12 protein-coding genes, 2 tRNA genes and 1 rRNA gene are annotated in these 15,747 nt (G+C 36.6%); 3 read left to right on the top strand and 12 right to left on the bottom strand.

Going from position 1 to position 15,747, the window contains the following annotated elements; genetic code table 11:
- The first annotated feature begins 94 nt into the window (after window positions 1-94).
- Both gldJ and murF read left to right on the top strand, forming a co-directional pair.
- Complete coding sequence (gene gldJ / locus Q0992_RS08755) at window positions 95-1,774, top strand: gliding motility lipoprotein GldJ (protein ID WP_299522741.1); 1,680 nt, start codon at window positions 95-97, stop codon at window positions 1,772-1,774.
- A gap of 86 nt (window positions 1,775-1,860) precedes the next feature.
- Window positions 1,861-3,144 (top strand): UDP-N-acetylmuramoyl-tripeptide--D-alanyl-D-alanine ligase, encoded by a 1,284-nt coding sequence (murF, locus tag Q0992_RS08750; RefSeq protein WP_299522578.1) that lies wholly within the window; start codon window positions 1,861-1,863, stop codon window positions 3,142-3,144.
- Window positions 3,145-3,429: 285 nt separating this feature from the next.
- On the opposite strand, the gene Q0992_RS08745 is transcribed toward murF, so the two are convergent.
- The 9 genes from Q0992_RS08745 to Q0992_RS08705 all read right to left on the bottom strand — a co-directional run bounded on the left by Q0992_RS08745 (window position 3,430) and on the right by Q0992_RS08705 (window position 10,815).
- Window positions 3,430-3,504, bottom strand: a tRNA-Val gene (locus Q0992_RS08745).
- A 121-nt stretch (window positions 3,505-3,625) separates the two neighbouring features.
- A tRNA-Val gene (locus Q0992_RS08740) sits at window positions 3,626-3,700 on the bottom strand.
- A 77-nt stretch (window positions 3,701-3,777) separates the two neighbouring features.
- Window positions 3,778-4,995 carry a folylpolyglutamate synthase/dihydrofolate synthase family protein gene (locus Q0992_RS08735; RefSeq protein WP_299522575.1) on the bottom strand — a complete coding sequence of 406 codons (1,218 nt, stop codon included), beginning with the start codon at window positions 4,993-4,995 and terminating at the stop codon, window positions 3,778-3,780.
- Between the two features lie 3 nt (window positions 4,996-4,998).
- Entirely contained in the window at window positions 4,999-5,847 is an 849-nt protein-coding gene (locus Q0992_RS08730) for an energy transducer TonB (protein ID WP_299522572.1), read from the bottom strand.
- 42 nt (window positions 5,848-5,889) lie between these two features.
- Complete coding sequence (locus tag Q0992_RS08725) at window positions 5,890-6,282, bottom strand: biopolymer transporter ExbD (protein WP_299522569.1); 393 nt, start codon at window positions 6,280-6,282, stop codon at window positions 5,890-5,892.
- Between the two features lies 1 nt (window position 6,283).
- A complete protein-coding gene (locus Q0992_RS08720; RefSeq protein ID WP_299522566.1) occupies window positions 6,284-6,979 on the bottom strand; it encodes a MotA/TolQ/ExbB proton channel family protein in 696 nt (231 codons plus the stop codon).
- A 63-nt stretch (window positions 6,980-7,042) separates the two neighbouring features.
- Window positions 7,043-8,434, bottom strand: coding sequence for a sodium:proton antiporter NhaD (gene nhaD, locus Q0992_RS08715; protein WP_299522563.1), 1,392 nt, complete (start codon window positions 8,432-8,434; stop codon window positions 7,043-7,045).
- Window positions 8,435-8,447: 13 nt separating this feature from the next.
- Window positions 8,448-9,674, bottom strand: coding sequence for a Glu/Leu/Phe/Val dehydrogenase dimerization domain-containing protein (locus Q0992_RS08710; protein ID WP_299522738.1), 1,227 nt, complete (start codon window positions 9,672-9,674; stop codon window positions 8,448-8,450).
- Window positions 9,675-9,747: 73 nt separating this feature from the next.
- The gene (locus Q0992_RS08705; protein WP_299522560.1) at window positions 9,748-10,815 is read right to left on the bottom strand and encodes an anhydro-N-acetylmuramic acid kinase; all 1,068 of its coding nucleotides are present in this window, start codon (window positions 10,813-10,815) and stop codon (window positions 9,748-9,750) included.
- A gap of 91 nt (window positions 10,816-10,906) precedes the next feature.
- Between Q0992_RS08705 and Q0992_RS08700 the strand changes: the two genes are divergently transcribed.
- The gene (locus tag Q0992_RS08700) at window positions 10,907-12,049 is read left to right on the top strand and encodes an acyl-CoA dehydrogenase (RefSeq protein WP_299522557.1); all 1,143 of its coding nucleotides are present in this window, start codon (window positions 10,907-10,909) and stop codon (window positions 12,047-12,049) included.
- Between the two features lie 50 nt (window positions 12,050-12,099).
- On the opposite strand, the gene Q0992_RS08695 is transcribed toward Q0992_RS08700, so the two are convergent.
- The 3 genes from Q0992_RS08695 to rrf form a co-directional block, all read right to left on the bottom strand.
- On the bottom strand, window positions 12,100-13,293 hold the full coding sequence (locus Q0992_RS08695) for an acetate/propionate family kinase (protein WP_299522554.1): 1,194 nt from the start codon (window positions 13,291-13,293) through the stop codon (window positions 12,100-12,102).
- A gap of 2 nt (window positions 13,294-13,295) precedes the next feature.
- Complete coding sequence (pta, locus tag Q0992_RS08690) at window positions 13,296-15,395, bottom strand: phosphate acetyltransferase (protein ID WP_299522551.1); 2,100 nt, start codon at window positions 15,393-15,395, stop codon at window positions 13,296-13,298.
- A 209-nt stretch (window positions 15,396-15,604) separates the two neighbouring features.
- Window positions 15,605-15,712, bottom strand: a 5S ribosomal RNA gene (gene rrf / locus Q0992_RS08685).
- Window positions 15,713-15,747: the final 35 nt, after the last annotated feature.

Genomic DNA, 15,747 nt, shown 5'->3' with positions numbered 1-15,747 from the left:
GCATATTTTTTTGAATTTTCAAGCAAAAAAAAGTTGTCAGTTTACCTTTAATTCTTATATTGCGAAACTAAATTTAATGAGCTTACTTAAACATATGGATATGAAAAATGTCTCAAACCTCAAATTTTTAATAGCATTTACGCTTTGTGCTAGCATAGTTAGCTGTAAGCGTTCATCTAATTCTGGTAATGTAGATAGTGCTACAGGCTGGAAAATCAACGACAAAAATGGTGGTTTCCAGTACAACACTAATTTTAAAGAGCAAGAAACACCTCCTGGTACTGCATTTATAGAAGGCGGAACTTTTACAATGGGTAAAGTACAGGACGACCCAATGCATGACTGGAATAATACTCCAAACCAACAACACATTCAATCATTTTACATGGATGAGAGTGAGGTGACTAATATTAATTATTTATATTATTTACACTATTTAAAGAGTGTTTATCCACCAGATGATCCTAATTATGCTCTAATTTATAAAGGAGCACTTCCAGATACATTAGTTTGGAGAAATCGTTTAGGATATAATGAGATGATGACAGAAAATTACTTGCGTCATCCAGGTTATGCCAATTACCCTGTTGTTGGTGTAAGTTGGATCCAAGCTGTTGAATATGCTAACTGGAGATCTAACCGTGTGGCTGAGATGTCCTTACAAGAAGCAGGTTATATTAAACGAGATGCTCACCTTACCGATTTAAATGCAGAAAGTACTTTTGATGTCGATACATATATTAATGCTCCGACACAAACCTACGGCGGAAATTCTGAAGTATTAGAAGGTGGTAGAAGAAGACAGCAAACCGATGCAGAAGGTAATCCAATTAATGTGTATGCTAATAGAGAATCTGGCTTAATTCCGGTAAAGTATAGGCTCCCAACTGAAGCTGAATGGGAATATGCTGCCTTAGGGATGAGCGAAATAAGAAGCTATAATGTTTATAGAGGACGTAAAAAATACCCATGGGATGGCCAATACACAAGATCTGGTAAGCGTGTTAACCGTGGAGATCAGTTAGCCAACTTTAAGCAAGGTAAAGGTGACTATGGCGGAATTGCCGGTTGGTCTGATGATGGTGCGGACATTACTGCTGAAGTAAAATCTTATCAACCTAATGATTATGGATTATATGACATGGCAGGTAATGTAGCAGAATGGGTTGCTGACGTTTATCGTCCTATTGTTGATGACGAGTTTAATGACTTCAACTATTATAGAGGTAATGTGTATACTAAAAATGCCTTAAATGAAGATGGTACCGTAAAAGTTGTTACTGTCGATGAAATTGTATATGATACCTTAAGCAATGGTAAAATCATCGCTAGAAACCTTCCAGGTGAAATCGCAAAAATACCTGTTGATGACCAAGACACTTATCTAAGAACACAATTTGATAAGAGTGACAACAGAAACTTTAGAGATGGTGACAAGCGTTCATCACGTTATTACAGAGAAAATTTTGACGAAGGTGAAGATAGAGTTGATGTCACTAGAAAAATGTACAACTCACCTAAGCACAGAGTTGAAATGGATTCTACAGATGGGAATATGATTAGGGGATATGATAAATCCAACAATAGAACCTCCCTTATCAATGATGAAGTAAGAGTCTTTAAAGGAGGATCTTGGAGAGACAGAGCTTACTGGATTGACCCTGCGCAACGTCGTTATTTCCCTCAAGATATGGCAACGGATTATATCGGATTTAGATGTGCAGTATCTAGAGTAGGTTCAAAATCCGTGAAATCACAAAAGAGACGCAATTAGACTTCAACAGTCTAAGCCACCGAAATTGTATTAATATTTTAAAAGTCCTGATAAGTTTTTATCAGGACTTTTTTATTTTTAAGCCCATGGACATAGAGACATTATATCAAAAGTTTAAAGCTAGTTCTTCCGTTTCCACGGATACACGGAAAATTAACAAGGATGCCATGTATTTTGCGCTTAAGGGCGACAACTTTGATGGTAACCAATTTGTAAGTCAAGCGTTTGAAAATGGTGCTAAATATTGTGTGATTGATGATGACAAGGCTGTTATAAATGCCAATTGCTTCTTAGTTAATGATGTATTAACTACCCTACAGCAATTAGCTACATACCATAGAAATGCCATTAAGGTTCCTATTATTTCCCTAACCGGAAGTAATGGAAAAACCACCACAAAAGAATTGATTTATGCTGTTTTAGTAACCACCTATAATGTTAGGGCCACGATAGGCAACCTCAACAATCATATTGGTGTCCCGCTCACATTGTTATCATTTACAGAAGACCAAGACTTTGGTATTATAGAAATGGGAGCAAATCATCAAAAGGAAATAGAGTTTTTATCGAATATAGCACTGCCAGACTATGGCGTCATTACCAATTTTGGCAAAGCCCATTTAGAAGGTTTTGGTGGTGTTGAAGGCGTTATCAAAGGAAAGTCTGAATTATACGATTATCTAAGGAACGACAGCAAAACTGTTTTTATAAATACGGATGACTCTAAGCAGATGAAACAGATTGGCAATTATCCAAATACAGTAACATTTGGCAAAGATGCTGACAACGATTGTGTTGTAGAATTTACAAAAGCCAATCCATTTGTGTCTTTAAAATATGACGGTAAAGAAATCGACAGTCAGCTTATTGGTGATTACAATTATGGTAATATGGCCATAGCTGTGGCTATGGGACACCATTTTAAAGTATCTGCTGTGCAAATTAAGAAAGGCATTGAAAACTATCAACCCAAGAACAACCGTTCTGAAATCATAAAAAAAGACACGACCCAAATTATTTTAGATGCCTATAATGCCAATCCAACAAGTATGTTGGCCGCACTTAAAAACTTAAAGCAATTACAAGCCGACACCAAATATCTTTTTTTAGGCGATATGTTTGAATTAGGTGATGAAGCAGAGCAAGAACACCAAGCCATTGTTGATTTTGCTGAAGCTAATTTTGAAGAACACATTTACTTAATTGGTGAAAACTTTTGTAAAACCGAAACACACCACCACTCCGCTCAAAAATTTGCAAACTTTGAAGATTTAAAACCGATGCTCGGAAGCTTAAATCTTGAAAATACAACGGTGTTGATTAAAGGCTCAAGAGGTATGGCCTTAGAACGGATTTTGGATTTGATTTAGCATACTGTGGGCTTGACCCGCCGAAGCTCGCCTTCCATCATTCTAATCGAAGAATATAGAAGTAAAATAAAAAGCTCGCCTTCGCTTCTGACAAAGCTTCGGCGAGCGAAGGTGGGTCATACTGGATTAATAACCTTGTTCCAGATAAAATCCACTACTGCAAATAGAAAATCCTAATCGCGAAGCGATTATTGTTTTTTTATTCACGAAACTTCCATAAAATCAATCCTATTAATTTTCATGAATAAAAAAACCCAAACTATCGTTTGGATTTTCTGCTTGATGTGGGTCATACTGGATTCGAACCAGTGACTTCTACCCTGTCAAGGTAACACTCTAAACCAACTGAGTTAATGACCCTTTGCTTTACAATATACATAAAAAAGGGATTACATATCCCAAAGCTTTCAGCTTTGAAAATCAAAACCTCACAAAATCAAAAAAGCAAGCTTTATGATTTTGCTTGCTTTTGATTTATTCGTGGGCGCGAAGGGATTCGAACCCCTGACCCCTTGGGTGTAAACCAAGTGCTCTGAACCAACTGAGCTACGCGCCCTAATGATTGTCCCGTTAACAATCGGGATGCAAATATAGACTAGTTTTTAAAATCTCAAAAGGTTTTTTACAAAAAAATCAAATTATTTCAGCGACTACAAAAGTACTTCCACCAACGTAAATTAAATCATCTTTATTGGCCTTATTTAGTGCCGTTTTATAAGCTATTTCAACACTTTCAAAAGCTTTACCAATTCGCCCCTCTTTCTTAAAAATCAGAGCTAATTGTTCTGCATCTAAACCACGTTGTATGTTAGGCTTACAGAAGTAGTAAACGGCATCTTTAGGCAATAAAGGAATTATGGTATTTAGGTCCTTGTCACTAACCACACCAAAAACGATATGTAATTGCTTAAAAGTCTCCGTTTGCACTTGCTCCATAACATAAGTCAGTCCTTCCTTATTATGTGCCGTATCGCAAATCACTTTAGGATTTAGTTGCAACACTTGCCAACGGCCTTGCAAACCTGTATGCTTTGTGACGTTGAGCAATCCCTTTTTTAACTGGTCGTTAGAAATTTTAAAACCCATCTGCTTTAAAAGCTTCACGGATTGCATCACGGTTTTAATGTTATGGTGTTGGTAGCTTCCTTTTAAATCACTTTCTAGCTCCTCATCAATTAATTGATCTGCAAAACAAATGTCCGAACCATTCGCATGGGCTTTATCGTTAAAAACAGCTTTGGTTTCGGGTTGTGTTTGGCCAATAACTATTGGAATGCCTTTTTTGATAATTCCCGCTTTTTCTCCTGCTATTTTTTCAAGGGTATTGCCTAAAAACTGCATATGATCAAACCCAATATTGGTGATAATGGACAATTCTGGAGTGATTATGTTTGTAGAATCCAAACGGCCACCCATACCGACCTCAATCACTGCTAAATCAACATCTTTTTTGGCAAAATAATCGAAGGCCATACCCACAGTCATTTCAAAAAAGGATAGGTTGTTGGCTTCAAAAAATGACTTATTCCTCTCGATAAAACCAATGACAAATTGTTTGCTAATAACTTTACTATTGATACGAATACGTTCTCTAAAATCTTTTAAATGTGGAGAGGTATATAAGCCTACTTTATAACCTGCTTCTTGAAGGACCGAAGCCAGCATGTGACTTGTTGAGCCCTTGCCATTGGTACCTGCGACGTGAATGGATTTAAATTGTCTTTCAGGATGTTTAAGATGCTTTGCAAGCTTTATCGTGTTCGATAAATCTTCCTTGTATGCTGCTTTACCTTTATTCTGATACATTGGAAGCTGTTGAAACATCCAATTGATTGTATCTTGGTAATTCATAGATTATTGACCTACATCAAAGTTAATACTCACAAAACCTATTTGTTTTGCTGGTGCATCTGCATCGGCTGGCCATTTGTGAGATAAGGCAATTTTCTTAGCTGGCTCTAATAAACAAGGATGTGTGTTTGTTGTGCCTCTAATCCCAGGTTCTGCTTTTATGACTTTGCCTTGTCGATTGACTTCTATTCTAACAACAACTAAACCATACTCATTGCAATCTTGCTTGTAAATTCGTTTTGATGGTCGCCCTCTTCCTCCTAATCCATAGCCTACTCCACCTTTCCCTGGTCCTGAACCACCAAAATAACTAGGCGCATAAGGGTCACCATCTAACTGTCCTTTATTACCACCTCGATTATCTGGACCTTCTCCACCATTATCATTACCATTGGAGTTTTTTACACCTCCAATAAGATTATCCAGCTTTTTTATTTTTGCGTCTTCTTCTTTTCTTTTTCGCTCTTCAGCTTCACGCTTTTCACGTTCAATACGCTCTGCTTCAGCCTTTGCTTTGGCTTCTGCTTCTTTTTGTTTCTTTATAGCAATAGCTTCGGCATTCTCTTCGGTCATAACTTCCTCCGCCTTGGTAGAAGTCTCAGTGGGTTGGGCCTCAGAAGTTTCAGGCTGGGATTCTTCCACAACTTTTTCTTCAACGGCTTTTCTAGGTTGGGCTAAAGGTCTATTACCACTTCCAAAATCGGTAGTTCCAAAATTGACGGCAACACCATACTCAGTAGGTGGATCTAAATACGGAGGACCAAAATAAAACAACAGCAAGAACAAAATCAAAGCAATTAATGCCGTGATTCTTGCTGAATTACGTTGGTGTTTGGTCTCAAAATATTTCATCTTACATACACTTTACTTGTATCGTTTCAAAAACAATGCCGTTTAGTTGGGCTTTACTGCTAATATGACTTTAAACTTATTCCTATTGGCAATATCCATAACCTTTACTACATTCTCAACAGGTACGGATTTTTCGGCTCTTAATACAATCGTTGGTTGCTCTTGCTCTGATAAAATCGATACTAATTGACTTTCCAAAACACTCTCCCCTACACGTTTCTGATCGATATAATAGGTTAAATCCTTTTTGATACTTACTGCAGTCGATTTCTTATTTTGGGTCTTCCCACTTGCTTTTGGCAATATGATATCTATGGCATTGGTAGTGACCAACGTCGATGCAATCATAAAAAAGATCAACAGTAAGAACACAATATCGGTCATGGATGCCATATTGAATTCTGGTGTGACTTTATTTCGTCCTCTAATGTTCATTTTAGATAGGCTCGTTTAGGTGATCTAAAAATTCTACAGAGTTGGCCTCCATCTGATATACGACCTTATTTGTTCTTACAACAACGTGATTATAGGCCACGTAAGCAATAATACCAACAATAAGTCCACCAACGGTTGTTGTCATCGCTGTATATAAACCACTTGCCAGTACATCCATTTGTATGGTACCACCTGCATTTGCCAATTCAAAAATTGACAGGATCATACCCACAACGGTTCCTAAAAACCCTATCATTGGTGCTACACCAGATATAGTTGCCAAAATACTGACGTTTTTTTCCAAACTATAAATCTCTAAACGCCCAGCATTTTCAATAGCTGTATTAATGTCTTCGAGAGGTTTCCCAATTCTTGTGATGCCTTTAGCTATTAATCGCGAAACTGGTGAATTCTGCTGTGCGCAGAGCATCTGGGCAGAATCAATTTTACCATGGCTCACATGATCTTTAATTTGATTCATAAAATTTGAATCTACTTTTGATGCTGCTTTAATCGCAAAAATTCGTTCAAAATAAATATAGGTCGCCATTATAAGCAGTAAGAACAAAATAAGAATAATCACCATTCCTGAGCTACCACCGCTTGTAATTAACTCAATAATCGATAGGGTTTTTTCAACTTGCTCACCTTCGGTAAGCGCCTCTACCTCGTCTTGAATATTACTTAGTAATATCATATAATAAGTTTTAAGTTAAAAAGTTTCTGTAAGTTATAACGTTAAGTTTTTTACTTAAGTATGTTAGAAAATAGCTCTTGTTATCATAAAGGCTGCAGCACCTGCTATAAATCCTACAAGTGCTAACCAAGCTATTTTCCTTAAGTACCAGAAAAAGTCTATTTTTTCCATTCCCATGGCAACGACTCCTGCAGCAGAACCAATGATTAACATACTTCCACCTGTACCTGCAGAGTAGGCAATAAAATGCCATAATTCGTTATCAAGTGGCTCAGAGAACATGCCTAAACTTGCCGCTACTAATGGCACATTATCTATAACTGCAGAACCTACGCCTAGTAAAAGCACCACTAAATCAGAAACACCTTCTCCATGTAATTCAGTACCCAACATTGGCATTGTATCTTGTAAGGTATTGGCAAAACCAAAAAGAATGCCTAAAGACTCTAATGCTGCAACAGCCATTAAAATCCCCAAGAAAAATAGGATACTAGGTAATTCTATTTTAGATAAGGAATGATGTACTGGACTATGGCTTGCATGCTCATGGTGTTCTTCTGAAACTGCTGCAGATATAGCGAACTTAGAATTACTATAAATTTCTGCAAAAACCGCCACAACACCAAGTGACAACATCATACCAACATACGGTGGCAAATGTGTAATCACTTTAAAAATCGGTACAAATACTATAGCACCAAGCCCTAAAAATAACATGGTTGAACCGAACTTACTCTTTGGTTTGTTATCATCAGCTTGTAATTCTAATTCCCCCTTAAAAGGTTTTAAAAGTGAAGCAATAAATGTTGGTACCACCATACATAATAAGGATGGAATGAAAAGATAAATAAATAATTTACCTGTAGACACTTTATCTCCTATCCAAAGCATGGTTGTTGTAACATCACCTATCGGCGACCATGCACCACCTGCATTTGCTGCTATTATTATTAAACCAGCATACCAGATTCTAACATCTCTATCCTTAACTATCTTTTGAAGTATGGATATTAAAACTATCGTTGCGGTTAGGTTGTCTATAATGGCTGATAAGATGAATGCTAATGAAGAAAACATCCACAACAATTTCTTTCGGCTATTGAAATTAACAACAGATTTTATTGTCGAAAACCCATCAAAATAATCTATAATTTCTACTATGGTCATTGCTCCTAAGAGAAAAACCAATATTTCTGCTGTTTTACCTAAATGATGGAGTAAGGTTTCTTCCATCAAATGCATTTTTTCCTCATGGTCTAACAATCCAAAATTATCCATCAAACTATGCTTGGCTGAATCGAACCATTGCGAAAAGTCATCAATGCCCAGAGAAATCAATGCCCAACTTATGGCCATCATTACTAAAGCAGGTATCAACTTATCAATTTTAATATTATGCTCTAACGTAATGGCTAAATAACCAAAAACAAACACGAGAATTATAACGGTTTCCATAGTATAAGGATGTTTATATTAATTGTCTTAGTGCAATTTCAAAAGCGGTTTCACTAATGCCAATATTATGTGGATTATTCTTTTTAACTTCTTTTATCGCTTTTTTTATCACTCTTGATGTATCATTAAATATGGCTTCATCGGTCATTTGCACCTTGCGTTCCATAAAGTAGGCAAAAATTCTTGCCATTCCACAATTTGAAATAAAATCTGGTATTAAGCTTACCTTTTGGTCAGTGTGTTCCATAATCGGCCCGAAGAAAATTTCCTTATCCGCAAATGGTACATTTGCTCCACAAGTAATGAGTTCGAGTCCAGTAGCAATCATCTGGTCAATCTGTTCTTTCGTAACTAATCGCGATGCCGCACATGGTGCAAAAACTTCTGTTTCTAAAGACCATATTTGTTCGTTTATCGCTTCAAAAGGTATAAGATTGTCTGCAACCATAGTATTTCCACTTTTGTTGAGATAAAGTTCTGTAATCTCCTTGAATGAAAACCCTTCAGTTTTTATTAAACCGCCTTCTTTGTCTAATAGTCCAACAACTTTCGCACCCATCTGTGCAAAATAAAATGCCGCTGAAGCACCTACATTGCCAAACCCTTGAACCACAACACGTTTTCCTTTAATCGTGCTTCCATAAATGGTGTAAAAATGTTTTGCCGCAATAGCCACACCGTATCCTGTAATCATATCCGCTACAGTATATTTTCTAGAAACATTTGGTGAGTACTTTGGGTTCTCTATAACCTTTTTAACACCCTGTCTTAGCTGGCCAATGCGATTGATTTTATCGGCTTGAGTTGGTTTGAAATGCCCTTCAAAAACACCCTCTTGTGGGTGCCATACTCCACTATCTTCAGTGATTGGAATCACTTCATGAATTTCATCCACATTTAGATCGCCACCTGTTCCATAATAGCTTTTCAATAATGGTGAAACCGCAGCATACCAACGCTCTAAAACTGCTTTTTTTCTTGGGTCGTGAGGGTCAAAATTGATGCCAGACTTGGCACCACCAATTGACGGGCCAGAAACGGTGAACTTCACTTCCATAGTTTTGGCTAGTGACAATACCTCATTTCTATCTAATCCTTTTCGCATTCTCGTGCCGCCACCTGATGCACCACCTCTTAGCGAATTTATAACGACCCAACCTTCGGCATCGGTTTCAGAGTCATTCCATTGAAAAACTATTTCGGGAGATTTGTTCTCGAACTTGTGTAGTAATTCCTTTATCAATTTATGTTAATTAGTTAGCTGTAACAAATATAAAAAACTCTAATACCTAAAAGATAATTAAATATTAATTTTAAGCTTTAGGAAATAAAATTTTTCCTGAAGAATGATCTTGGCTTGCTCCAGTAACACTTTTAAGACAATTAATCGCATCTCTATCTTTAAGAACTCCCAATAAACCAAACACCAATGCCTCTTTAAATTCGATGATTTCCTTACTGGGAATACTAACTTCAGATTTTGATAGCATTTTAATCCTATCCATCAAAAAATCATTGTATGCACCACCACCTGTAACTAAGACGCTGGTATTTTCAATATTTAAAACCTTTGAAATTTGAATTGCTATGTGTTCTACAAAAGTCCGAAGTATATCTTTAATTTCAATTTGATAAGACGTAATGATTGGAAGGATTTCAGACTTCACCCATTCTAAACCTAAGGATTTTGGCGGAAGTTGATTATAAAACTCAAGCTGATTGAGTTGATTCAGTAATCTTTCATTGATAGTGCCTTGCGATGCCAATTCTCCTTTATCATCAAATTCCAAATTCAATTGCTTCACATAGTTGTTCAAAACAATATTTACAGGGCATATATCATAGGCAATGCGCTCATCTTGATTTTCAAAGGAGATATTTGCAAATCCTCCTAGGTTTAAACAGAAATCGTATTCGCCAAATAACAATCGGTCACCTACAGGCACGAGAGGTGCACCTTGTCCTCCAAGTTCCACATCCTGAATTCTGAAGTCGCAAATCACTTTTCTATTGAGAGCCTCAGCTAAAATCTGTTGATTTCCAATTTGATAGGTCAATTGGTTTTCGGGTTGATGCAAAGCGGTATGGCCATGAGATGACACAAAATCAATTTGATCTAAGGCATGTCTATTGACAAAGTCTGAAATTACCGAGGCCAAATATTTTGAATAATTAACATCTATTTTATATAACTCTTCGGATGACTTATGGACCAATTGACCCAAAATTGACGTCCATTGCTTTGAGTATTTTACAGTTTCGGACTGGTGAATTTTGAATGACCAATGGTTATTGAATGTGTAAGTTGCATGAATAATATCTACACCATCTAAAGATGTCCCAGACATTACTGCTATCACATTGTACTTAGACTTTGTCATATTAGTAAAAATAACATTCCTTGTTGAAAATACAGCAAGAAAAAGTTATCTTTGCATGAATTTTTTAACAAATCAATAATTAACTTACTTTATGGATTTTAGCTTAACTGAAGAACATTTAATGATTAGAGATGCGGCGAGAGATTTTGCACAGACCGAACTTCTTCCAGGTGTTATAGAACGTGATAATGCACAAACGTTTCCCGATGAATTAGTTCGCAAAATGGGTGAGCTAGGGTTTATGGGTATTATGGTAGACCCTAAATATGGAGGTAGTGGCATGGATGCTATTTCTTATGTGCTGATTATGGAAGAATTGTCCAAAATTGATGCTTCTGCTTCTGTTATGGTATCCGTAAATAATTCTTTGGTTTGTTATGGGCTTGAAGCTTTTGGTACGGAAGCTCAAAAAGAGAAATATCTAACTAAACTTGCCACAGGCGAGCAAATAGGTGCTTTTTGTCTCAGTGAGCCAGAAGCAGGTAGTGATGCTACCTCGCAAAAAACAACTGCGATTGACATGGGAGACCATTATATTCTTAATGGCACTAAAAACTGGATTACTAATGGTGGGCGCTCTGATGTGTATTTGGTTATAGCGCAAACAGACAGGGAAAAAGGGCATCGTGGTATTAATGCTTTTATTATCGAGAAAGGGATGCCAGGATTTGATATTGGTCCAAAAGAAGATAAACTAGGCATTCGTGGTAGTGACACACATACACTTCAGTTTAATGACGTAAAAGTTCCTAAAGAAAATAGAATTGGTGAAGATGGCTTTGGATTCAAATTTGCCATGAAAACACTTTCAGGTGGTAGAATAGGCATTGCTGCACAAGCTTTAGGTATTGCTTCAGGTGCTTATGAATTGGCTTTAAAATATTCAAAAGAACGAAAGGCCTTTGGTACCGAAATTGCAAACCATCAGGCCATTGCGTTTAAGCTTGCTGATATGTATACTGAAATTGAAGCTGCTCGTATGTTAGTAATGAAAGCCGCCTGGGATAAAGACCAAGGTCATAATTACGATATGTCTAGTGCTATGGCTAAACTTTATGCCAGTAAAGTAGCAATGGAACAGACTGTTGAAGCCGTGCAGATACATGGTGGAAATGGTTTTGTAAAAGAATACCATGTAGAGCGTTTAATGCGCGATGCAAAAATTACCCAGATTTATGAAGGTACTTCGGAGATACAGAAAATTGTAATCTCTAGAGGTGTCATAAAAGGATAGTATTAATTCATACATAAGAATATAAAAAACCGAGTAGATTACTCGGTTTTTTATAGCCTTTCTGAGAATAATCGATAGGTCTGTCTTGCTATCTCCAATTCCTCATTCGTTGGTATGACCAAAATTTTTATTTTAGAACTTTCTTTGTTAATCTCCTTTATTTCATGTGAGTTTTGTTCATTTTTAGAAACATCCAACTCAATACCAAAGGTCTCTAAATCACTACAAACCATTTGCCGCATTAATACTGAATTCTCTCCTATGCCAGCGGTAAAAACAATGCAATCTAAACCATTCATTGCTGCGATGTAAGCACCAATATATTTTTTAATTCTGTAGGCGGTCATTTCTAAAGCTAATTGGCACAAAGAATTTCCTTTGTTTGCCCCAGCTTCGATATCACGCATATCACTCATTCCTGTTAAACCCAATAAACCACTTTTTGATTGTAGTAATGTGTTCACCTCATTTAGGTCATAATTCAGATTATTAATTAAATAAAAAATCAAAGAGTGGTCAATATCTCCTGAACGCGTACCCATTATTAAACCATTAACTGGAGAGAACCCCAAACTATGATCAATGCTTTGACCATTTTCAACAGCCGTCATACTACATCCGTTACCCAAATGAATCGTTATGATCTTTGAATGATTTCTACCCAAATAATCAATAGCCCGTTTTGACACGTATTTATGGCTACTACCATGAAAACCGTATAGTCGGACATCATGGTCATCTAATAAATCATTTGGTATAGCATATTTATAGGCTTTAGGGGGAATTGTTTGATGAAAAGCCGTATCGAATACTGCGACTTGAAGTGCTTTTGTGAAAACAGATTCTGACACCTTTATACCCTCAAGATTTGCTGGATTATGAAGCGGTGCCAGATGAATTAAAGATTCTATAGTGGATTTTACTTCTTCTGTAACTTCAATTGTATCTTTAAAAGCACTACCACCATGTACAACACGGTGACCAACAGCTTCAATTTCATCAATTGAAGAAACAACACCAAACTCTTCATCTAATAACAGATTTACCACATAATTCAAGCCTTGGTTATGATTAGCAATTTCTACCGTTGCTTCTGAACTATACTTATGAGATTTATGTTTGTATTTCGAATCGCTTAATCCAATTCTCTCAACAATACCAGAGCATAAAACTATTTCATCTGGCATTGAAAATAGTTGGTACTTAAGTGAAGAACTGCCTGAATTAAGAACTAATAATTTCATTATCAATTTTGGTCTTGGGCTTGAATAGCGGTTATAATTACAGTATTAAATATATCTTCAACTGTACATCCTCTACTCAAATCATTAATTGGTTTGTTGAGCCCTTGAAGCATTGGACCAATAGCAAGAGCCCCTGTTTCTCTTTGAACAGCCTTATAAGTATTATTTCCAGTGTTCAAGTCGGGGAAAATTAAAACACTAGCCTGACCAGCTACTTCAGAATTGGGTAATTTTTTTCTTCCAACTTCAGGGTCTACGGCTGCATCATATTGAATTGGACCTTCTACTTTGAGGTCAGGTCGTTTGGATTTAACAATTGCTGTGGCCTTTTTAACAATTTCCACATCAGCTCCCTTGCCTGAGACACCAGATGAGTATGACAACATTGCTATTTTTGCATCGATACCAAAAGCGATACTAGAATCTGCTGAAGCTATAGCTATATCTGAGAGTTCTTCAGCAGTTGGGTTGGGATTAATAGCACAATCACCAAAAACAGAAACACGGTCCTCTAAGCACATAAAAAATACAGAGGAAACCACTGAGAATCCTGGTCTAGTCTTAATAAACTGAAGAGCGGGCTTAATGGTGTGTGCGGTTGTATGAGCTGCGCCCGAAACCATACCATCTGCAAGCCCTTTATAGACCATCATAGTACCAAAATAGGATACATCAATCATTAAATCTTCTGCCATGGCAGGACTTAAGCCTTTGTGTTTTCTGAGCTCATATAACGTTTTTGTAAAATCCTGAAAATATTTTGACTCTTCAGGATTTATAATCTGTGTCTTCTCAAAATTAAAAGAAATGTTTAGGCGCTCTATTGAAGCTGTCACCTTATCAGGATGACCCAAAATAGTTAAATCGAGAATATCCAACTCTTGAATCTTTGAAGCCGCAATAAGTATACGGTCGTCATTTCCCTCAGGGAGTACAATATGTTTGCGTTCTTGCATTGCCCGTTTCATCAGATAATATTGAAACATTCGAGGAGTCATGGCTTTATTTACTTCATAGGATTCTAAATGAGTCATAAGTTTCTCGACATCAACATATTTCTCAAACATATCTATTGACATTCTAATTTTATTGGTATTTGTAGCGTAAATATGAGAACGTACATTGGCTAATTGAAACGCTATATTAAACGTAGGTTCTTGGACCGCTACAATAGGTATTATTTTTTCCAATCCTTCAATTAACCTTATAACAGAATCGGATAACTCCATTTCACCACTAAGCACTACCCCAGCCAAACTAGGGTAATTAGCAGAAATATGAGCTTGAAGACTTCCCATTAAGATATCCTCACGATCTGCAGGAGTAACAATAACGGCATCTTCCGTAAGATGCTCCAAGAAATGTTGCAAATGCATTGCGCCAATTGCAATTTCACCAGTTGGTCTATCTAGTAAATCATTCCCAAAAAGGACTTCGGCCTCTATAAAGTCTGACAACTCCTTCATCGTTGGATTCTTAAGTTTTTCGTTAATTGGAATAGAATTAACAATCACTGCATTCGGGAGACTAGATTTTAGACTTTGCTCTATGAGTCGCATTTCTTCTTTACGCACTTTATTAGCTATAACAGAAATAACATTAACATCTTTTTGTATAAAAGAATCATATGTTAATTGCAAACTGTCCAAGAATGATTCTACAGGTTTGTCTAAAACCCCAGAAATAATTATAACAGGGATTCCCAAGTTCTTTGCAATAAGGATATTTAAGTCTAATTCTATAATAGAACTAAAGTGGGAAAAATCACTGCCTTCAACGATTACAAAATCAAACGATTCCTCAAGTTTCTTATATTTTGTAATGATTGTTTCTAGGATTATTTCTCTATTACCGTTGCTCCATTGTTTAACGAGTTCCTTATTAGAATACCCATAAGCATCCCTATAGTCCATATCTATAGAAAAATATGATAAAACGGTATTGATGTGGTTATCTTTTAATCCATTTTCTGTTGATTCAATAATTGGGCGGAAATAACCAACTTTAGGCTTGTGTCTTAATAGGGCATTCATTAATCCAACAGTAAGAATTGACTTACCACTATCAGATCCATTTGAAGCAATATATATGGCTTTATTCATAGTAGGGATTTCGGCATTCTGGTAAAAAATTATTGGGTAAGATACCAAAATAAATCTTCAGAATTATCTATCTAATATGAAGAAAACAATAAAAATACAAGTACCAATCTTGAAGAAAAACTAGCTTAGACGATTAAGGTAAAGGTCTTGTTTCTAAATAAGTTTAAACAAAAAAATCCTGGTCCTATAAACTAGAACCAGGATTCAAAAAAAGGCGGCGACCTACTCTTCCACGGACGCAGTACCATCGGCGCTGACGGGCTTAACTTCTCTGTTCGGAATGGTAAGAGGTGAGCCCCGACGCTATAGCCACCTTAAAAGGTCGGTAACCAGTATTCGGTAGAAGCCAGCT

Source organism: Winogradskyella sp., from assembly GCF_028289625.1.
Taxonomy (GTDB): Bacteria; Bacteroidota; Bacteroidia; order Flavobacteriales; family Flavobacteriaceae; genus Winogradskyella.
Note: the sequence above shows the minus strand (reverse complement) of the source record. Positions and strands in the feature narration are given on the sequence as shown.